The sequence below is a fragment of the Aeromonas sp. R4-1 genome, assembly GCF_040908325.1.
Lineage (GTDB): Bacteria > Pseudomonadota > Gammaproteobacteria > Enterobacterales > Aeromonadaceae > Aeromonas > Aeromonas veronii.
The window spans coordinates 18,444-37,665 of record NZ_JBFODM010000018.1 but is presented as its reverse complement, the minus strand read 5'-3'; the positions used below and the strand labels follow the sequence as shown (position 1 = coordinate 37,665).

Genomic DNA, 19,222 nt, shown 5'->3' with positions numbered 1-19,222 from the left:
AACGGGGCGAAGAGACTCTCCGCCCCTTGCATCTCTTCCTTTACGCTCCTGCGTCCTGCGCCACCATCACTCGTCTATTCATGGATAATAAAGGCAGCTTTCTGCCTGTTGGATACCCATTTGACAAGCTCGCAGCCGTCACAAAGCGGCCACAAACCACCCTCATCTGATGCAAAGCCCTTGCCACGCCGAGCCCGCGGCTGCGACAACTGGACAGCTTTTGACCCTTGTTGCATAAGGGATAATCAGCCGCCGTTTGCTAGTAAAAAGCCCCCCGTTTCGCAAGCAAAAAAAGTTATTTAAATTTTCCATCTTCGATCGGGAGACTTGCATTTAGCGGAGCGGACGAATGAAAACCCGCTCACTGTGAGCGGTCACTAACTGATGGGGCAAGACTCACAATTTATCCACAGCTCGTCACTTATCCACACATTGCAATGGCGGGCTGACCTCACTATCTTGTAGCTCGAACTTAAAATAACACTACATCTTGTGATTCATCGCACAATCTCTACCCAACTCCCGCATATCGCCGGGGCCTGGGTGGCACCATTGTGCGATGGTTTTTCGGGAATCAACTGAAGGTCATCAGCCAATGAACTTGTTTGTGACGAAGCGTAACGGACACAAAGAACCCATCGATCTGGATAAAATTCACCGCGTGCTGGACTGGGCCGCCGAAGGGCTCGACAACGTGTCGGTCTCCCAGGTAGAGCTCAAATCCCACATCCAGTTCTATGACGGTATCCGTACCGCCGACATTCACGAAACCATCATCAAGGCGACGGCTGACCTCATCTCCGAGCAGACCCCGGACTACCAGTACATGGCAGCCCGTCTGGCCATCTTCCACCTGCGCAAGAAGGCCTACGGCCAGTTCGAACCGCCCCACCTCTACCAGCACGTGGCTCGTCTGGTGGACATGGGCAAGTACGACAAGCACCTGCTGGAAGACTACACCCAGGCCGAATTCGAAGAGCTGAACACCCATCTGGATCACTGGCGCGACATGGATTTCTCCTACGCGGCAGTCAAACAGCTGGAAGGCAAATATCTGGTCCAGAACCGCGTTACCGGCGAGATCTACGAGAGCCCGCAGTTCCTCTATATGCTGGTTGCGGCCTGCCTCTTCTCCAAGTATCCGAAAGATACCCGTCTGGACTACATCAAGCGCTTCTATGATGCGGTCTCGACCTTCAAGATCTCCCTGCCGACCCCGATCATGAGCGGCGTGCGCACCCCGACCCGTCAGTTCAGCTCCTGCGTACTGATCGAATGCGACGACAGTCTGGACTCCATCAACGCCACCGCCAGCTCCATCGTGCGTTATGTCTCCCAGCGCGCCGGTATCGGTATCAACGCCGGTCGCATCCGCGGTCTGGGCAGCCCCATCCGTGGTGGCGAAGCGTTCCACACCGGTTGCATCCCCTTCTACAAATACTTCCAGACTGCCGTGAAGTGCTGCTCCCAGGGCGGCGTACGCGGCGGTGCGGCCACCCTGTTCTACCCGCTGTGGCACACCGAAGTGGAAAGCCTGCTGGTGCTGAAGAACAACCGCGGCGTGGAAGAGAACCGTGTTCGTCACATGGACTACGGCGTGCAGATCAACAAGCTGATGTACCAGCGCCTCATCAAGGGCGGTGACATCACTCTGTTCTCCCCGTCCGATGCGCCGGGTCTGTACGATGCCTTCTTTGCCGATCAGGACAAGTTCGAAGAGCTCTACGTCAAGTACGAGCAGGATCCGGCCATTCGCAAGAAGACTCTGAAAGCGGTAGACCTCTTCTCCCTGATGATGCAGGAGCGTGCCGGTACAGGTCGCATCTACATCCAGAACGTCGATCACTGCAACACCCACAGCCCGTTCGACCCGAGCGTGGCGCCGGTACGCCAGTCCAACCTCTGCCTCGAAATTGCGCTGCCGACCAAGCCGCTCAACAATATCGACGACGAGAGTGGCGAAATCGCCCTGTGCACCCTCTCCGCCTTCAACCTCGGTGCCATCGAGAAGCTGGAAGATCTGGAAGAGATGGCCGATCTGGCCGTGCGTGCCCTCGATGCCCTGCTCGACTATCAGGATTACCCGATTGCCGCCGCCAAGAAGGGCAGCATGGGTCGTCGCACCCTGGGGATCGGCGTCATCAACTACGCCTACTACCTGGCCAAAAACGGTGCCCGTTACTCCGACGGCTCCGGTCTGGCCCTGACTCACCGTACCTTCGAGGCCATCCAGTACTATCTGCTGAAAGCCTCCGTGCAGCTGGCCCGCGAGTTCGGTCCCTGCCCGCTGTTTGGCGAGACCACCTATGCCCAGGGCATCCTGCCCATCGACACCTACAAGAAGGATCTGGATGCGCTGTGCAACGAGCCTCTGCATCTGGATTGGGAAAGTCTGCGTGAAGAGATCAAGTCCGTGGGCTTGCGCAACTCCACCCTGACCGCCCTGATGCCGAGCGAGACCTCCAGCCAGATCTCCAACGCCACCAACGGTATCGAGCCGCCGCGCGGCCTGGTCTCGGTCAAGGCCTCCAAGGACGGCATTCTCAAACAGGTGGTGCCCGAGTATGATCGCCTGAAAGATCAATACGAATTGCTCTGGAAGCAACCGAGCGTTGACGGCTACCTGCAGCTGGTCGGTATCATGCAGAAGTTTGTGGATCAGGCGATCTCCGCCAACACCAACTACGACCCTGCCCGTTTCGAAGGCAACAAGGTCCCGATGAAACAGCTGCTCAAGGACTTGCTGACCGCCTACAAATACGGCCTCAAGACCCTGTACTATCACAACACCCGTGATGGTGCAGACGATGCCCAGACCGATCTGCAAGATGACGGTTGCGCTGGCGGGGCTTGCAAAATCTAAGTCACGGCAAGAACTGATAACCGGGCGGGAGCATGAAGCTCCCGCTCTCCTGTTTTCTCTATTCACATATTCTGGTAACCATGGCCTATTCAACTTTCTGCCAAACCCAAAACGACCAGCTCAAAGAGCCGATGTTTTTTGGCCAATCGGTCAACGTAGCCCGTTATGATCAACAAAAGCACGAAGTGTTCGAGCGGCTGATCGAGAAGCAGCTCTCCTTCTTCTGGCGCCCGGAAGAGGTGGATGTCTCCCGTGATCGCATCGACTATCAGGCCCTGCCGCCCCACGAGCAGCACATTTTCATCTCCAACCTGAAGTACCAGACCCTGCTGGACTCCATTCAGGGTCGCAGCCCCAACGTGGCCCTGCTGCCGCTGGTCTCCATTCCGGAGCTGGAAACCTGGATTGAGACCTGGGCCTTCTCGGAGACCATCCACTCTCGCTCCTACACCCACATCATCCGCAATATCGTCAACACTCCCGCCCAGGTGTTCGACGACATCGTGACCAACGAGCAGATCTTGAAGCGCGCTGGCTCCATCAGCCACTTCTACGACGATCTGATCGAAGCGACCGCCCTCTACAACCTGCATGGTGAAGGGACCCACACCGTCGCGGGCCGCGAGGTGACCATCACCTTGCGCGAGCTCAAAAAGAAGCTCTATCTGTGCCTGATGAGCGTCAACGCGCTGGAAGCAATCCGCTTCTACGTCAGCTTCGCCTGCTCCTTTGCCTTCGCCGAGCGTGAACTGATGGAAGGCAACGCCAAGATCATCAAGATGATCGCCCGCGACGAAGCGCTGCACCTCACCGGCACCCAGCACATGCTGAACCTGATGCGCACCGGCCAGGATGACCCGGAGATGGCCGAGATCGCCGCCGAGTGCGAACAGGCCTGCTTCGAGATCTTCAAGGAAGCAGCCATTCAGGAGAAGGAGTGGGCCGAGTACCTGTTCCAGGACGGCTCCATGATCGGCCTGAACAAGGACATCCTCTGCCAGTACGTGGAGTACATCACCAACTTGCGCATGAGCGCGGTCGGCCTGCAGCCAGCCTTTGCCGGCACCAAGCAGAACCCGATCCCTTGGATCAACACCTGGCTGTCATCCGACAACGTGCAGGTCGCCCCGCAAGAGGTAGAGGTCAGCTCCTATCTGGTCGGTCAGATCGACAGCGAAGTCAATGCCGATGACCTGGGTGATTTCGAGCTGTGAGTGACGCCAACAACACGCTGACCCATGCCCCGCACGCGCCTGCCGAACAGCATGCGGTCGTGGCACCACGGGTACATACCCGGGATGGTGCCGTGCTGTACGCCCATCCCGGCGAAAGCGTGTTGGAAACCCTGGAGCGCCATGGTCATCATGTGGAGTTCCAGTGTCGCAGCGGCTATTGCGGCGCCTGCCGCACTCCGCTGATAGCCGGCAAGGTGCACTATCCCAATGTGCCGCTGGCATTTGTCGCCCAGGGGGAGTGCCTCCCCTGCTGCTGCAAACCGGTCGGCGCTATCCGGTTGGATATCCAGAAGAGCTGACGCAGCCACCAGCAGCCACTCGCACAAAATAGAAAGCCGCCGGAGCAATCCGGCGGCTTTTTTGTCTCTTCACATTGCCCGGGCGCCCGATTACAGACGCGCGAACCCTCAGAGGATTACAACCAGGGGGCGGCAGTCGGCCCGTGGTGCAGGCCCAGTTTCCAGACTCGGCCGAAGTGCTTGTAGTGACCGGCCGCGACACCGGCCTTCTCACCCATACCGTGGTAGAGATCGAGGTGCCCCTTCTTCACCGCCCCGCCCACATCCAGCGCAATCAACAGCCGCAGCTGGTGCTTGCCGGTCCAGTTGCCCTCTTTGTCGAGCAAGGGGACTTCAGCGAGGATCGGGGTCCCCATCGGCAGCAGGGTCTTGTCGGCGGCAACGGCAGCCAGCGGCAGCAGCGGGATACCGGCAGCGCCGATCACATCATTGGTGGGGCGACGCTCGAAGAAGACATAGGAGGGGTTCTGCTCCACCAGCTCCTTGACGGTCTCCTCCGGTTGACGGTTGGCCCATTCCTTGATGGCCTTCATCGACATCTGCTCTTTGGGCACTTCACCGCGGTCGATCAGTACCCGGCCGATACTGACGTAACCGTGGCCGTTCTTGCCGCTGTAGCCCAGATACTGCAGCCGATCGTCATCCCCGTAGTGGACAAAGCCCGAGCCCTGCACATCCATCAGGAAGTTGTCGATAAGGGATTTGCTGTAACCCAGCTCCAGCCCGCGGTTGGCCAAGGCCCCCTGATGGATCTCGGCCCGGGTCGGACAGCGACCGCCACATTTGGGCATTGCATAGATGGGATATTTGTACTTGGCATCCGGGCGGTGGCGCACTTCCAGCACCGGCGAGTAGTAACCGGTAAAGAGCACGTTACCCATGCGATCGGCGCCGCCCAGCTGAGCGAGGCTGATACCGTAACGGGTGATGTCGGCAGGGTTGCCACCGCCCGCGACCCAGCGGGAGAGCTGGTGATAGAGCTCGCCATAACGGCGGGTCATCTTGCCGGAGCGCTCCAATACCAGTCTGCTTTGCGGGCCAAACTTGCTGTAGTCGGCATGCGCACGGCTATTGACTCGCTCCACCCTCACCAGATCCTCTGGCAAGGTTCCGTCCAGATACTGCTTGCCCAGATTTTCCGGCACCTCGCAGTTAAGAAAGCATCTGTTGTCGGTCTGTTTTTTGGGCACTTCTGCTTTGTCAGAGTTGCCCGCACAACCGGCCAGTCCCAGCACTGCGGCGGTCAGCCAGTACGCGTGTTTGTTCATATGTCCTCATATAACGCCAAGAGCCATGCTCGGCGGGGAAGATGCCAAATTTGCAGGGGGAAAGCAAACGACATCAATCACTTGAAGCAGGATTTCTCCAAAGGGGATCCGCTGGGTTATAACAAGGTGACAAGGTGTGCGAGGTGATGGATGGAACAGCTCGAAATATTCCCGCTGCAGAGCCCCTGCATCGGGGTCTGCGAAGTGAACAACAAGGGCTACTGCAAGGGGTGCCTGCGCAATCGCGAAGAGCGTTTCAACTGGCTCACCATGACCCCTGCCCAGCAACAAGAGGTGATGCGCCTGTGCCGGGATCGCAAACGCCGGGTCGAGGCTGCGCGGCGCAAGGCTCGCGAAGGCGATCAACCCGAACCAATACCGCAATCTGGCTGGGATTTCTGACCCGCTCCTAACATCCCTGCAAGCCATATTCCTGCGCTCACGAGACACGACCTATCCTGCATATAAAAAATGCCGCCCGCTCTTTCGACCGGGCGGCATTGTCATTGTGATGCGCGTTATGAGCGCGGCAGATCAACCAAACAGATGGTGGCTGACGATGAACAGGCCGCCGGAGAGCAACATGGTCAGCGGCAGGGTCAGCACCCAGGCCATCAGGATGGTCTTGATGGTCTGGCTCTGCAGGCCGGATTTGTTGGCAATCATGGTACCCGCCACCGCAGAAGAGAGGATGTGGGTGGTGGACACCGGCATACCGGTCAGACTGGCGACCCCGATGGAGGTTGCAGCCGTGATCTGGGCCGCAATGCCCTGGCTGTAGGTCATGCCGGTGGTGCCGATCTTCTCGCCCACGGTATGGACGATACGACGCCAGCCCACCATGGTGCCGCAACCGAGCGCCAGCGCGATGGAGACGATCACCCAGGTCGGTGCGTATTCAGCGGTCGCGGTCAGATCCTTGCGCCATTTGGCCAGATCGGTCAGCTCCTTGGCTGGCAGCGGCAGCTTGGCAGCCTTGCGGGCGGTGTCATCGATACAGAGCAGCAGACGACGCACTTCGCGGCGGTCGGTCAGGCTCATCTGATCATAAGTACGCACGGCCCCCAGACGGGCATCCAGGGTGGCCATCGCCTGCAGCACGCCATCGGCGGAGCAGTGGGTCATCAGCTCTTCCTGAGCCGTTGCTGGTGCAGAGAAGTTGATGACACCAGAGAGGGCGGACTGGTTGCGCTGGTAGATCTCCATGATGCGCTGGTTGGCATCCTGGGTCCGGTCCAGATCATAGGCGCGGCTGTTCATGTCCAGTGCGAAATAGGCAGGCGCCATACAGATCAGCACCAGCATCACCAGACCGATGCCCTTCTGGCCATCGTTGGAGCCGTGTACGAAGCTGACGCCCATGGCCGAGGCCACCAGGGTCAGACGCGCCCAGAATGGCGGGTGCTTCTTGCCATCGACCAGCTGACGCTCTTCCGGTGTTTTGTGGATCTTGTTGCTGGTCCAGATGCGTTTCATCGCCAGCAGCAGCAGTGCCGCTATGATGAAGCCGATGGTGGGAGAGATGATGAGGGAAAGCATGATGTCGATCGCTTTGCCCACGTTGATCCCTTCTGTCACCGGTTTATGGGTGATCCAGGCATAGGCGCCGCCTACCCCCAGAATGGAACCGATCAAGGTATGTGAACTGGAGGCCGGGATCCCGAAGAACCAGGTGCCCAGGTTCCACACGATGGCGGAAAACAACAAGGAGAAGACCATGATCAACCCTTGGGTGGAGTCCATCCCAAGCAGCAGGTCGATGGGCAACAGATGGACAATGGCATAGGCCACACCCAGACCGCCGAACATGACGCCAAAAAAGTTGAAGATCCCCGATGCAACGACCGCCAGGTGAGCTGGCATCGCCTTGGTATAGATAACCGTTGCTACCGCGTTGGCGGTATCGTGAAAGCCGTTGATAAATTCATAGGCAAGCACAAAAAAAACGGCCAATACCAAACCGATTGACCACCACAAACCCAAACCACTAAACATTTCAAACATAAAAAAAAGCCTGTTTATGAGTTGCGGCGGATTATGCCAGATGGCGGCCAACACCATAGCCACCATTGAAATATTTCAGCCATAAAAAAAAAGAGCTTTTTGGAAAAAAATATCCTAGAGCCAGTCTTCATGCGGCTTGCCATCGATTAATTAAAGCCATCAATGATTGCGGGAAAGGGCAAAAATAGCTGACAATTAAGCCAATAATTTAATTTTTATGACATTTTTATGACAGAAAAACGGGCAGAAGTGGTGATAAAACGTCCCTGCCCAACCAATCTCATCCGACCAGCACCATCAACCCCATATCCGTTTGATTCCAGATGCAAAAAGGGAGCACCTTGTGCTCCCTTGCATCGTTGCCGTGTTGCCAGTTATCAGTCCTGATTGATACGGCTGGCAACGGCACCCTGCTGGCTCTTGTACTTGGCATTTTCCCGCTTGTTGTAGGGACGGGCCGCGACGCCGGAGAGCATCTCGAAGTTCAAGGCGCCAATTTTCATCTTCGGGCGCAGTGCCAGCGGCAGTTTGCCGCCGTTGTAGAACTCCAGCACGATGCGACCGGACCAACCCGGATCGATCCGGTGCGCGGTCACGTGCACCATCAAACCCAGCCGCGCCAATGAAGAGCGGCCATCCAGCCAGCCGACGATATCGGCAGGCAGGGTGACGGATTCGTAGGTCACCGCCAGCGCCAGCTGACCCGGGTGCAGGTAGAAGGCTTCGCCATCGGGGATGTGGATCTCGTCACTCATCACCCGATCGATGGCATCGGCCATCTCGCTGCTCGGGCCGCTCAGGTCGATATAGGGCGCGGTATGATCGCGAAACACCCGAAACTCGTTACCCAGCAGCACATCGACACTGACACCACTGATCCGCTCTACCCCGGGCCGTGGCTCAATGACGATCTTGCCTTCATCCAGATGGCGTTCAATATCGGTATCACACAGACGCATTGGGCGACTCTCCTGACAAATTGTGCTTTTAAAAAAGCCGGGCATCACCCGGCTTGTTTCATCTTAACCAATCAACATGTGGCGGATACGCGCTTTGAGCATGTCGATGGCGATGCGGTTCTTGCCACCACGGGGCACGATCACATCGGCATACTGTTTGGACGGCTCGATAAACTGCAGGAACATCGGACGCACTGTCTTCTGGTACTGCTTGAGCACGGAGTCCATGGTACGGCCACGCTCCTGCACATCACGCACCAGACGGCGCAGCAGGCAGATGTCGAGCGGGGTATCCATAAAGATGGAGGCATCCATCAGATCCCGCAGACGGCTGTCGGTCAGCAGCAGGATCCCTTCCAGAATGATCACCCGGCGCGGCGCAAACGGTGTCACTTCGCTCATCCGGGTGTGTTCGGTGTAGGAGTACTGGGGAATGGCAACCGCGTCACCTTGGACCAGCTGGCTCAGGTGCTGTACCAGCAGGTCGTGATCCAGCGCGTTAGGGTGGTCATAGTTGGTCTTGACCCGCTCTTCCATGGTCAGGTGGGTCTGATCACGGTAGTAGCAATCTTCGGTGATCACACCAATCTGACCTGCGCCCAGTTCGGCCACCAGCTCTTCATAAATGGTCTGGGCTATAAGACTTTTGCCAGACGCAGATGCGCCCGCAATACCGATGATCACACACGAATGTTGAGTATCAGACATGACAAATACCTAAAAGAGAAGAGCAGTGGGGATGGTTTAAACCGATCTATTATATAAAAAAGGGTGGGTCATGCCCACCCTCAATTCCCTTTCAAGTGACCGACCGCCGATTATTCATCCAGCGCCATGGCATAGAGGGGGGTCGCAATCGGTTTTGCGCTGAAAAAGAGTTCAGCCCCTACCCTGCGCGCCAGCTTCAAATAGGCCTTAGCCAAGCTCCCTTCCGGTGCGCCGAACACGGTCGGACAGCCATCATCCATGTGTTGGCGGATATCGATGTGCAGCGGCAACTGGCCAAGCAGTGCCACTTGATACTGCTCTGCCATCTTCTGGCCGCCACCGGTACCGAACAGCGGCTCATGATGACCACAGGCGCTGCAGACGTGGTAGCTCATGTTCTCGATAATACCGAGCACCGGCACATTGACCTTGTTGAACATGGCGATCCCCTTGCGGGCATCGGCCAGCGCCACATCTTGCGGGGTGGTGACGATCACCGCCGCCGACGTCGGCACCTGCTGGGCCATGGTGAGCTGGATATCGCCAGTGCCCGGCGGCATGTCCACCACCAGATAATCCACCTCGCCCCAGCGGGTCTCATGGAGGATCTGCGCCAGCGCCTTGCTCGCCATCGGGCCGCGCCAGATGGTGGCATCCTGCTCGGAAACCAGATAGCCGATACTGTTGCTCTTGAGGCCGCAGGCCATCACCGGCTCCATCAGCTTGCCGTCATGGCTGACCGGGCGCTCTGTGAGGGTGCCCATCATGGTGGGAATGGAAGGGCCATAGATATCGGCATCGAGAATGGCGACCCGCGCCCCCTCTTTTTGCAGGGCCAGCGCCAGATTGACCGCAGTGGTAGATTTGCCCACCCCCCCCTTGCCGGAGGCGACCACGATGATGTTGCGAATGCCCTGCACGGCATTGAGGCCCTGCGCCCTCGGCATGCTGGCCACATCGATCTCCAATGCCCAGTCGATGCGGGCGGCGCCGGTGGCGCTGCGCAGCCTGGCATCGTAGTTCTCTTTGAGCTGATCGAGCAGCGAGAGACCGGCAAACGGCAATACCAGCCGGATAGTGAGCCCCTGACCCTGATTGATGATCTCGCGAACGAATCCGGCATCCACCAGATCCTTGTGCCAGCCTGCTGGCTTAAATTCGGCGAGGATCTGTTTTACTGAATCAATCACCATTAACTCCTCATTATCTTGTCATTATCTTGAGGTGAACGGTTACCGCACACAAATCAGTGGCTTGCCTGCCATCGTAACAGCAGGTGCTGCCAAGGTTGGCATAGCCACAACCCTAGGCAGGCTACCCCCAATTCGGGTAACATGCACGGCACTCTATCATCCCAACAAGCACATCAAGAACGTAATATGGCAACTGATCCTCGTAAAATGCTGGTAACCTGCGCCCTCCCCTATGCCAATGGCTCCATCCATCTTGGCCACATGCTGGAACATATCCAGGCCGATATCTGGGTTCGTTATCAGCGAATGCGCGGTCATCAGGTGCACTTCATCTGTGCCGATGATGCCCACGGCACCCCGATCATGCTCAAGGCACAGCAGATGGGGATCACCCCGGAAGAGATGATTGCCGCTGTCTCCAAGGAGCACCAGGCCGACTTCGCCGGGTTCAACATCAGCTTTGACAACTATCACTCCACCCACAGCGACGAAAACCGCGAGCTGGCGGAGTTGATCTACGGCCGCCTGAAAAATGGTGGCTTTATCAAGAGCCGCACCATCTCCCAGCTGTTCGATCCGGAAAAATCCATGTTCCTGCCGGACCGTTTCGTCAAGGGTACCTGCCCCAAGTGCAAGTCTCCGGAGCAGTATGGCGACAACTGTGACAGCTGTGGCGCCACCTACAGCCCGACGGAGCTGATCGATCCGAAATCTGCCGTCTCCGGCGCCACTCCGGTAATGAAGGACTCCGAGCACTTCTTCTTCGACCTGCCCCAGTTTGAAAAATGGCTCTCTGAGTGGGTGCGTGGCTCCGGCGCCATTCAGGAAGAGATGGCCAACAAGATGCAGGAGTGGTTCGAGAGCGGCCTGCAGCAGTGGGACATCACCCGTGACGCCCCCTACTTCGGTTTCGAAATTCCCGGCGCCCCGGGCAAGTACTTCTACGTCTGGCTGGATGCCCCCATCGGTTACATGGCCTCTTTCAAGAACCTGTGCAACAAGCGTGGCGACATCGACTTTGACAGCTACTGGAAAGCGGACTCCGACGCCGAGCTCTACCACTTCATCGGCAAGGACATCGCCTACTTCCACTGCCTGTTCTGGCCGTCCATGCTGGAAGGTGCCAACTTCCGCAAGCCGACCAAGGTCAACGTACACGGCTATGTGACCGTCAACGGCGCCAAGATGTCCAAGTCCAAGGGCACCTTTATCAAGGCATCCACCTACCTGAACCACCTGGATCCGGAGTGCCTGCGTTACTACTACGCCGCCAAGCTCAACAGCCGCATCGATGATCTGGACCTGAACCTCGAAGATTTCGTGCAGCGCGTCAACGCCGACGTGGTCAACAAGCTGGTCAACCTCGCCTCCCGCAACGCCGGCTTTATTGCCAAGCGTTTTGGCGGCAAGCTGGCAGCAACCTGCGCCGAACCCGAGCTCTACGCCGAATTCGCCAACGCCCGTACCACCATTGCCGAAGCGTATGAGAGCCGCGAATTCAGCCGCGCCATCCGCGAAATCATGGCGCTGGCCGACAAGGCCAACCGCTATGTGGATGACAAGGCTCCCTGGGTCATCGCCAAGCAGGAAGGCGCTGACGCCGAGCTGCAGGCGGTCTGCTCTGTTGGCATCAACCTGTTCCGCGTGCTGATGGCCTACCTCAAGCCCGTCATGCCGCTGCTGGCCGAACGTGCCGAAGCCTTCCTGGCCGAAACCCTCAGCTGGGATGGCATCGAGATGCCGCTGGTCGATCACACCGTTGCGCCGTTCAAGGCCCTCTTCTCCCGCATCGAGCCGGCGAAGATTGAAGCCATGATCGAGGCATCCAAGGAAGACTTGGCCAAGGAGCAGGCACCGAAAGTGACCGGCCCGCTGGCTGATGACCCCATCAGCGAAACCATCACCTATGACGATTTTGCCAAGATTGACCTGCGCGTCGCGCTGATCAAGAAGGCCGAAGCGGTACCGGAAGCCGAGAAGCTGCTCAAGCTGCAACTGGATATCGGCGGCGAAACCCGTCAGGTGTTTGCCGGTATCAAGTCCGCCTACAACCCGGAAGATCTGGAAGGCAAGCTGACCGTCATGGTGGCCAACCTGGCGCCGCGCAAGATGCGTTTCGGCATGTCCGAAGGCATGGTGCTGGCTGCAGGCCCGGGCGGCAAGGATCTCTGGATCCTGGAGCCGCAGGAAGGCGCCCAGCCTGGTATGCGCGTCAAGTAAGCGTATCGCTGACTGCGACCACAGCCAGATAGAGAAGAGAGGCCAAACGGCCTCTCTTTTTTTGTCTCGCATTTGTGGCTTGGAGAGTTTTTGTAGATGCTGGTCGCGGATGACTTTCGCAGATTGCGGCCTTGGGGCTATCCACCGCTTGACTTGGCGGGCGATACATTTTGTTCTGAATACCTGACCACCCGACTTGGCATGTCATTCATGTTGTGGCCTGCCTGCATCGCCAGTTTGAGCGCCACCAGCTCCGCCAGCTGGCAGTCCAGTTGACGCAAACGGGCAGTGATCTTTTGCTTCAACTGCTGCCGCAGTTTCGTCTGCTTGCGGGTGTTCCCCTGCTCTGCTCGCAACCTCCGCCGCCATTGACGCCAATCCTGCAACTGGCCGAGTCGTTCCTGCCAGTGAGTCAGGGTGCTCAACCAGCCGGGATCTCCACTCCCCAGATCCAGCAACAGTTCCACGCCATAACGGGCCTGCTTGATCTCGAGGCGCAGCCGATGCCAGCGGCGCAACTGTTGCTGACGGGAGCTGGCAGATTTCCCAACGCAGGGAATAGGTTCATCGAGAGCGCCTTGCGCCTCATCAAGGCGCAGGGCCAGATGCTGCTGATAGAGCGATGCCAATGCCCGCGCATCCGGCACCTGCGCCACCGCTGCAAGCCAGCGGGCCAGTCGCCTCGACAACAGGGGCACGCGACAGGCCGATTTGTGGGTATTACCAGTGCTGGCAGGCGGCTTGCCAAAACGCTCGGCGTAGACCTGAGCATCCCGCAGCGCCGAGAGCCGCCCGACCGAGCGCAGCAGACGCTGCTCCAGCTCGGGATGATAGGTGAGTGGCCGCCACAGGGTGAGCAGCGCCAGCAAGCGACGCGCCGCGATACGGTAGCCATGCACGGCCGGTTCGCTGGCCTCTTCGCGCACCGCTCGCGCCGCCTCCTGATAACGGGCGACCCAGCTTGTTGCCTGAGTCAGCAACAGACCTTCCTTGTCAGCGTCCATCTCGTCTCCGCCCCTTCAGTTGGTGTGAAAGCCCTGGCCGGTGGGCGGCAGCGCCTCCTCATACTCCATCTTGGTCACTCTGGCGGTGCGCGGGCCATGTTCCAGCCAGCCCAGCATCATCTGCACCCCCTGCACGGGGCCACTGATGAGGATCTCCACCGATCCATCCTCCAGGTTGTAGGCATGGCCCCGCAAACCCAGTTGCAGCGCCCGCTCACGGGTGAAATAGCGAAATCCCACCCCCTGCACCTGCCCCCACACCCGAATGACAAACGATTGCTCTCCCATTTCTCACACCTTCCGCTTAAGAAAAAAATTCCCGAGACGATAATGTGCCCGACACTCTATCTCTGCAGGATGCAGCTCCATTATGAAAGAAGTTAAATTCCGGTGGGTTGACCGCTATCTCATTCACCTCACCATCAGTGAAAAATTCCATATCGCGTTCTGGTTACCTCTCTTCATCATCGCCTTTCTCAGCTGGTATATGCTGGCGGCCAGCCATCAGCAGGAGATCTCCCTGCGGGTAGCGCAGTTGCAGCAACGGGTCGAGACCACGGCGCAGCTGGTCAGCCAGCAGCCCACTCTGGTGTTGCCTGCTGATCTGCATCTGACCCGGCAAGGCAGCAGCGGGTTGCAGCAGCAAGGAGATCACTACCTCTTTAGCGCGCCAGCGGGTCAGGCAGGCTACGTCACCGGTGATCTCGATACCGGCAACCTCTCCATGTGGGAGGGTCAGGGCTCGACCCTGCTCCTCATCGGCGCGCTGGCCGCCCTGATGGCGCTGGTGATCCACTACATGATGACCTTTGTCTCCGGAGCGCTTTACTCCACCAACAAGGCGCTGCAAACCGTGGCGGACGGGGATCTCACCTTCCGTCTCAACTTCTTCCCGGTGCGGGACGAGTTCTCCACCCTGGCGGGCAGCATCGACCGCTTTACCGACCGCCAGCATCAGATCGTCAAGCTGGTCGAAGAGTCTGCCGAAGCGCTGACCCTGGCCGCAGACGAGTTTCGTGACCATGCCCGCGAAGGCGAGACCATGGCGCGTTCCCAGCGCCAGCACATGGATTCACTGGCCACCGCCATGGAACAGATGTCGGCGGCAATCCGCGAAGTAGCGCGCAATGCCAACGATACCCTGCAGCAGACCCGCCAATCGAGCGAAGAGGCGGCAAATGGCGCCAACCGGGTAGCCCGCACCATCGAAGCGATCCGCACCCTGGCCGACGAGATTGGCAACGCCTCCGGCGCGGTCGAGCGGCTCACCCACAATGCCAACCGGATCAACGAGGTGGTCAACGTCATCAACGCCATCTCCCAGCAGACCAACCTGCTGGCTCTCAACGCCGCTATCGAAGCGGCCCGTGCCGGTGAGCAGGGTCGCGGCTTTGCGGTGGTGGCAGATGAAGTGCGTACTCTCGCCAGCCGTACCCAGCAGGCGACGGTGGAGATCCAGCAGATGATCGAAGAGCTGCAGACCGGTACCGGCGCACTAAACGAGATCATGGAGAAAACCGTGGGGCGTGCCGCCAGCAGCCAGCAGCTCATCAGCGAAGTGGGGCTCGATATCGAAAAGCTGAGCAACCACAGCGATGCGGTGCTAGAGATGAGCACCCAGATCGCCACCTCCAGCGAGGAGCAGAGCTCGGTCGCTGCTGAGATCACCCACAATCTCGATCAGGTGCGCCATGAAGCGGCGCAGGTGGAAGAGTCCGCCAGCGCCTCGGTAGCTGGCACGCAGGGGCTGAAAGCCACCGCCAGCGAGCTGACCCAGGCACTCAAGGGGATTAAGCTCTGACCATATGATGTGTCAGATCAGGGCAACCCTATCCATTACACAGGGTTGTTTGAGTTTTACCTGCGGGCCACATAGAATGTGGCCCCTTTTCTTTTACCATCGGCAAACATCCATGAGCGCTTCCATCTATCTCGTCAAAGGCCGCGAAAAATCCCTGCTGCGTCGCCACCCCTGGATCTTCTCCAAGGGGATTGAGCGGGTTCAGGGCAACCCCATTGACGGCGATACCGTCGAGATCTATGCCAACGATGGCAAGTGGCTCGCCCGTGGCGCCTGGTCAGGCAGCTCCCAGATCCGTGCCCGGGTCTGGACCTTCGACAAGGATGAAACCGTCGATCTCGACTTCTTTATCCGTCGTCTCAAATATGCGCAGGAGTCTCGCGATCCGCTGATCAAGCGTCAGGGTCTCACCGGCTATCGCCTCTGCGCCGCCGAATCCGACGGCCTGCCGGGTCTGACCATCGACCGTTATGCCGATTTTCTGGTGTGCCAGATCCTCTCTGCCGGTGCCGAGTTCCAGCGCGAGCTGATAACGCAAGCACTGCGTACCCTCTACCCAGAGTGCAGCATCTATGAGCGCTCCGACGTGACAGTGCGCAAGAAGGAAGGGCTGAAAGAGCGCACCGGCGTTATCTATGGCGAGACCCCGAACGAGCCGGTGGTCATCGAAGAGAACGGTGGCGTCAAGATCTTGGTGGATATTCGCAATGGCCACAAAACCGGTTTCTATCTGGATCAGCGGGACAACCGTCAGGCTGCAGCCAAGTACACCGAAGGCAAGCGGGTGCTCAACTGCTTCTGCTACACCGGCGGTTTTGGCGTCTATGCCCTCAAAGGCGGCGCCAAGGAAGTGGTCAACGTTGATCTCTCCCAGAATGCGCTGGATATTGCCCGCCAGAACGCCGAGCTGAACGGGCTGGATACCAGCAACACCCAGTTTGTCCGTCACGACGTGTTCAAGCTGCTGCGTGAATACCGCGAGAAAGGCGAGAAGTTCGACGTCATCGTGCTGGATCCGCCCAAGTTTGCCGAGAGCAAGGCCCAGCTGCTGGGTGCCTGCCGAGGCTACAAGGACATCAACATGCTGGCATTCCAGCTGCTGGCGCCGGGTGGCGTGCTGCTGACCTACTCTTGCTCCGGCCTGATGGAGCAGAGCCTGTTCCAGAAGATCGTTGCCGATGCGGCGCTCGATGCCGGTCGCGATGCCCAGATCCTAGAGCTGCTCTCCCAGGCCTCTGATCACCCTATCGGTACCGCCTATCCGGAAGGCTTCTACCTCAAGGGTCTGGTGGTACGCGCCCGCTGATCGGCAACCACCCTCCCCTTGTGATCAATCAGGCCCCTTGCGGGCCTGATTGCTTTGCATCGCGCCGTATAAACCTGAGCCTGACGCTCGCCCCGATGACCACCCTCTCTGCTTTATTCGCGTTCCTTCTCCTCCTCTTTTGCTGCCGGCGCCCCACTTCTTCTCTGTTTAAATTACTTTGCACAATAACTGCACATTTATGATTCAAATCACATCCGTATGACTCTCTTTTTCGTAGTGTGATCCCGCCTGCGGCAGCCAAGCCGGGGCAGCCGCACCGTCAGGATTGATGGGCGGTACAACAACAAAATAGATGTCAGGCCAAGCTGAACATCACAAGGGATCCCGTTATGAATCAATCATTGCCGCTGTTAACGCCGCTGCGGGGCATCGCTGCCCTGATGGTGGTGCTGTTCCATGCCCGCTTGCTGCTCTTTCCTCAGTGGATGGCGCTGATCGCAGGCCACACCCAACTCATCGAGAACGGCTACCTCTGGGTCGATCTGTTCTTTATTTTGAGCGGCGTGGTGCTGGCACATGTCTATGGGGAGGCCTTCACCCGCACGCCCCGCACCGTGGGCTATGGCCGCTTTCTCTGGCTGCGGCTGACCCGCGTCTACCCCCTCTACCTGGTAACCCTGCTGTTGCTGGTCGGCTGGGAACTTTACAAGGCGCAGCACGGAGTAGGCTTCTATGCCGGCCCCTTTTTCAAGATGTGGGAGTGGGAAGGGATGCCGCCTTTCGGTTCCCCCTTCACGCCAGCCGAAGCGCTGCCCAGCGCCTTACTGCTGCTGCAGGTGGTGACCGATCACGGGTTGACCTGGAACTTCGCCGCCTGGTCCCTGAGCGTAGAGTGGATTAGCTACCTGCTGTTCCCGATGCTTATTCCGCTGGCGGTGACCCGTAGTCGCTGGAGCCATCTCGTCCCCCTGCTGGCGCTGACGGTGCTGGCCTTTATCGTGCACAGTCGCGGCACCCTGGATGTCACCAGCGGCGCGCTTGCAGTGGGACGCGGGGTGAGTGAGTTTGTGCTCGGCCTCTGGCTGCTGCCGAGGGTCAAGGCCGCGAAAAGCTCGCCCATGATGAAGCATGATCTGCCGCTCTTGATCGCCTTTGTGCTGCCCTTCGCGCTGATGCAGTTCACCATGACGCCACCACTGACACTGCTGCTGATCAGCTCCTACGTGCTGCTGATCTGGATTGCCGCCGCACAGGGGGAGCGCCAGAGCCCGCTGCTGCACCTCCTGAATAACCGCTTCACCAACTGGCTGGGGGATCTCTCCTACTCCATCTACCTGCTCCATGCGCTGGTGCTGCTCACCGGCTGCGAGCTCATTCACTATCTGGCGCCGGGGCTCACCGAATGGTGGTATGGCCAGACCAATCCGCTGCTGGGGGTAGTGGCAACCTTGCTGATGCTGGCGGTACTGATCGGCCTCTCTGCGTTGAGCTACAACCTGCTGGAGCGACCACTACAACGACGCCTGCGCCGCTGGGGCAAGTCACGGCAACCGGCGCTGGAGCAAGCCGGATAAGCTAATCTTGCCCTGTCTGGATGAGTTGACAGTTTTATGCCAACTCATCCGGCACCAGTTCATCCAGATTGTTCATCACCCAGGCGCTCGGGTGCTGGCTAAATCCGAGCTTGGGGTAGTACGCCACCGCCTGCGGTGCAGCCAGCAGGATCAGCTTGCAGCCCGGCTGCAATTGCAAAAACGTCTCGCGAATAAGGGCTTTGCCAATCCCCTGCCCCTGCACCGACTCGGCCACCGCCAGATCCGAGAGGTAGCAGCAAAAATGAAAATCGGTCACCGAGCGGGCCACACCGACCAGGGTCTCGCCCTGCCAGGCGGTGATCAGCAAATTGGCGTTATCCAGCATGCCCTGCAGGATGGCCGGATGGTCCAGCGGCCGTCTCGCCCCCAGCGAGGTCTGCGCCAACAACGCCGCAAACTGCGCCGTGGTGATGGGGTGGTTAACCAAAAATGTGGTGGTCACTAAGCTCTCCTGTTGTAGATCGGCGGTTGCATGCTTTTGGTCTCTTTGGCGTTCTTTTTGCTGCATCTGTACTGCAATCAATCAGCCTGCGTCGGATCCAGACCGATGACAGGCAAGTGCGGGCAATTCCCTGCTGTTTATGTGAATTCCTGTTCGAACCCCAAGGGGCAAATGTGGCATAATGCCCCGTCCTGTGGCCCTTGACGGGGCTGCGCTGGCGCACCTTGTCGCCCTTTTCTTCCCCGTCCGGCCTGGCGGTCCTTCATAACTGCCAGTCATCGCTGCCCCTGTCGGCACCGAGGCCACCCATATTTGCGGCTTCTTGTCATTCTCTCTACAAGGCCGCCCATTGACCAAGACGGCT

16 protein-coding genes are annotated in these 19,222 nt (G+C 58.7%); 8 read left to right on the top strand and 8 right to left on the bottom strand.

Annotated features, from left to right (window positions below):
- Positions 1-595 precede the first annotated feature (595 nt).
- The 3 genes from nrdA to yfaE all read left to right on the top strand — a co-directional run bounded on the left by nrdA (position 596) and on the right by yfaE (position 4,397).
- Positions 596-2,863: a class 1a ribonucleoside-diphosphate reductase subunit alpha gene (gene nrdA / locus AB5Y90_RS01960; RefSeq protein WP_019838757.1), complete on the top strand. Its 2,268-nt coding sequence runs from the start codon at positions 596-598 to the stop codon at positions 2,861-2,863.
- Between the two features lie 80 nt (positions 2,864-2,943).
- Positions 2,944-4,077, top strand: a complete 1,134-nt coding sequence (nrdB, locus tag AB5Y90_RS01955) for a class Ia ribonucleoside-diphosphate reductase subunit beta (protein WP_005336708.1) — start codon at positions 2,944-2,946, stop codon at positions 4,075-4,077.
- Positions 4,074-4,397: a class I ribonucleotide reductase maintenance protein YfaE gene (gene yfaE / locus AB5Y90_RS01950; RefSeq protein WP_368166486.1), complete on the top strand. Its 324-nt coding sequence runs from the start codon at positions 4,074-4,076 to the stop codon at positions 4,395-4,397. The genes nrdB and yfaE overlap by 4 nt, the downstream gene beginning before the upstream one ends.
- A 116-nt stretch (positions 4,398-4,513) precedes the next feature.
- Here the strand turns inward: yfaE and mltA are convergent, their stop codons facing one another.
- Positions 4,514-5,665 carry a murein transglycosylase A gene (mltA, locus tag AB5Y90_RS01945; protein WP_069527559.1) on the bottom strand — a complete coding sequence of 384 codons (1,152 nt, stop codon included), beginning with the start codon at positions 5,663-5,665 and terminating at the stop codon, positions 4,514-4,516.
- 150 nt (positions 5,666-5,815) lie between these two features.
- Here mltA and AB5Y90_RS01940 point away from each other — a divergent pair, with 150 nt between their 5' ends.
- Positions 5,816-6,067 (top strand): DUF1289 domain-containing protein, encoded by a 252-nt coding sequence (locus AB5Y90_RS01940; RefSeq protein WP_005336715.1) that lies wholly within the window; start codon positions 5,816-5,818, stop codon positions 6,065-6,067.
- A 132-nt stretch (positions 6,068-6,199) separates the two neighbouring features.
- Here the strand turns inward: AB5Y90_RS01940 and AB5Y90_RS01935 are convergent, their stop codons facing one another.
- The 4 genes from AB5Y90_RS01935 to apbC all read right to left on the bottom strand — a co-directional run bounded on the left by AB5Y90_RS01935 (position 6,200) and on the right by apbC (position 10,529).
- Complete coding sequence (locus AB5Y90_RS01935; RefSeq protein ID WP_021230067.1) at positions 6,200-7,669, bottom strand: inorganic phosphate transporter; 1,470 nt, start codon at positions 7,667-7,669, stop codon at positions 6,200-6,202.
- Positions 7,670-8,046: 377 nt separating this feature from the next.
- Positions 8,047-8,628: a dCTP deaminase gene (gene dcd, locus AB5Y90_RS01930; RefSeq protein ID WP_005336719.1), complete on the bottom strand. Its 582-nt coding sequence runs from the start codon at positions 8,626-8,628 to the stop codon at positions 8,047-8,049.
- A gap of 63 nt (positions 8,629-8,691) precedes the next feature.
- A complete protein-coding gene (gene udk / locus AB5Y90_RS01925) occupies positions 8,692-9,336 on the bottom strand; it encodes a uridine kinase (RefSeq protein WP_307894918.1) in 645 nt (214 codons plus the stop codon).
- 110 nt (positions 9,337-9,446) lie between these two features.
- On the bottom strand, positions 9,447-10,529 hold the full coding sequence (apbC, locus tag AB5Y90_RS01920; RefSeq protein ID WP_307894919.1) for an iron-sulfur cluster carrier protein ApbC: 1,083 nt from the start codon (positions 10,527-10,529) through the stop codon (positions 9,447-9,449).
- Positions 10,530-10,715: 186 nt separating this feature from the next.
- Between apbC and metG the strand changes: the two genes are divergently transcribed.
- Positions 10,716-12,749, top strand: coding sequence for a methionine--tRNA ligase (metG, locus tag AB5Y90_RS01915; RefSeq protein ID WP_307894920.1), 2,034 nt, complete (start codon positions 10,716-10,718; stop codon positions 12,747-12,749).
- A 137-nt stretch (positions 12,750-12,886) separates the two neighbouring features.
- Here the strand turns inward: metG and AB5Y90_RS01910 are convergent, their stop codons facing one another.
- Together AB5Y90_RS01910 and AB5Y90_RS01905 are read right to left on the bottom strand one after the other, a co-directional pair.
- The gene (locus tag AB5Y90_RS01910) at positions 12,887-13,753 is read right to left on the bottom strand and encodes a CHAD domain-containing protein (RefSeq protein WP_307894921.1); all 867 of its coding nucleotides are present in this window, start codon (positions 13,751-13,753) and stop codon (positions 12,887-12,889) included.
- A 15-nt stretch (positions 13,754-13,768) separates the two neighbouring features.
- Positions 13,769-14,041, bottom strand: a complete 273-nt coding sequence (locus tag AB5Y90_RS01905; RefSeq protein WP_368166485.1) for an acylphosphatase — start codon at positions 14,039-14,041, stop codon at positions 13,769-13,771.
- A gap of 82 nt (positions 14,042-14,123) precedes the next feature.
- Between AB5Y90_RS01905 and AB5Y90_RS01900 the strand changes: the two genes are divergently transcribed.
- The 3 genes from AB5Y90_RS01900 to AB5Y90_RS01890 all read left to right on the top strand — a co-directional run bounded on the left by AB5Y90_RS01900 (position 14,124) and on the right by AB5Y90_RS01890 (position 18,395).
- Positions 14,124-15,554 (top strand): methyl-accepting chemotaxis protein, encoded by a 1,431-nt coding sequence (locus AB5Y90_RS01900; RefSeq protein WP_368166484.1) that lies wholly within the window; start codon positions 14,124-14,126, stop codon positions 15,552-15,554.
- 112 nt (positions 15,555-15,666) lie between these two features.
- A complete protein-coding gene (locus tag AB5Y90_RS01895) occupies positions 15,667-16,860 on the top strand; it encodes a class I SAM-dependent methyltransferase (RefSeq protein ID WP_279490848.1) in 1,194 nt (397 codons plus the stop codon).
- 350 nt (positions 16,861-17,210) lie between these two features.
- The gene (locus tag AB5Y90_RS01890) at positions 17,211-18,395 is read left to right on the top strand and encodes an acyltransferase family protein (protein WP_368166483.1); all 1,185 of its coding nucleotides are present in this window, start codon (positions 17,211-17,213) and stop codon (positions 18,393-18,395) included.
- A gap of 34 nt (positions 18,396-18,429) precedes the next feature.
- Here the strand turns inward: AB5Y90_RS01890 and AB5Y90_RS01885 are convergent, their stop codons facing one another.
- Positions 18,430-18,858, bottom strand: coding sequence for a GNAT family N-acetyltransferase (locus tag AB5Y90_RS01885; protein WP_368166482.1), 429 nt, complete (start codon positions 18,856-18,858; stop codon positions 18,430-18,432).
- Positions 18,859-19,222: the final 364 nt, after the last annotated feature.

Bases quoted from the DNA above. Each gene is read 5' to 3' on its own strand.
- AB5Y90_RS01935 (WP_021230067.1), bottom strand. From the start codon at position 7,669: ATGTTTGAAATGTTTAGTGGTTTGGGTTTGTGGTGGTCAATCGGTTTG.
- AB5Y90_RS01895 (WP_279490848.1), top strand. From the start codon at position 15,667: ATGAGCGCTTCCATCTATCTCGTCAAAGGCCGCGAAAAATCCCTGCTG.
- AB5Y90_RS01940 (WP_005336715.1), top strand. From the start codon at position 5,816: ATGGAACAGCTCGAAATATTCCCGCTGCAGAGCCCCTGCATCGGGGTC.
- metG (WP_307894920.1), top strand. From the start codon at position 10,716: ATGGCAACTGATCCTCGTAAAATGCTGGTAACCTGCGCCCTCCCCTAT.
- AB5Y90_RS01905 (WP_368166485.1), bottom strand. From the start codon at position 14,041: ATGGGAGAGCAATCGTTTGTCATTCGGGTGTGGGGGCAGGTGCAGGGG.
- dcd (WP_005336719.1), bottom strand. From the start codon at position 8,628: ATGCGTCTGTGTGATACCGATATTGAACGCCATCTGGATGAAGGCAAG.
- AB5Y90_RS01910 (WP_307894921.1), bottom strand. From the start codon at position 13,753: ATGGACGCTGACAAGGAAGGTCTGTTGCTGACTCAGGCAACAAGCTGG.
- udk (WP_307894918.1), bottom strand. From the start codon at position 9,336: ATGTCTGATACTCAACATTCGTGTGTGATCATCGGTATTGCGGGCGCA.
- AB5Y90_RS01890 (WP_368166483.1), top strand. From the start codon at position 17,211: ATGAATCAATCATTGCCGCTGTTAACGCCGCTGCGGGGCATCGCTGCC.
- nrdA (WP_019838757.1), top strand. From the start codon at position 596: ATGAACTTGTTTGTGACGAAGCGTAACGGACACAAAGAACCCATCGAT.
- AB5Y90_RS01900 (WP_368166484.1), top strand. From the start codon at position 14,124: ATGAAAGAAGTTAAATTCCGGTGGGTTGACCGCTATCTCATTCACCTC.
- mltA (WP_069527559.1), bottom strand. From the start codon at position 5,665: ATGAACAAACACGCGTACTGGCTGACCGCCGCAGTGCTGGGACTGGCC.
- nrdB (WP_005336708.1), top strand. From the start codon at position 2,944: ATGGCCTATTCAACTTTCTGCCAAACCCAAAACGACCAGCTCAAAGAG.
- apbC (WP_307894919.1), bottom strand. From the start codon at position 10,529: ATGGTGATTGATTCAGTAAAACAGATCCTCGCCGAATTTAAGCCAGCA.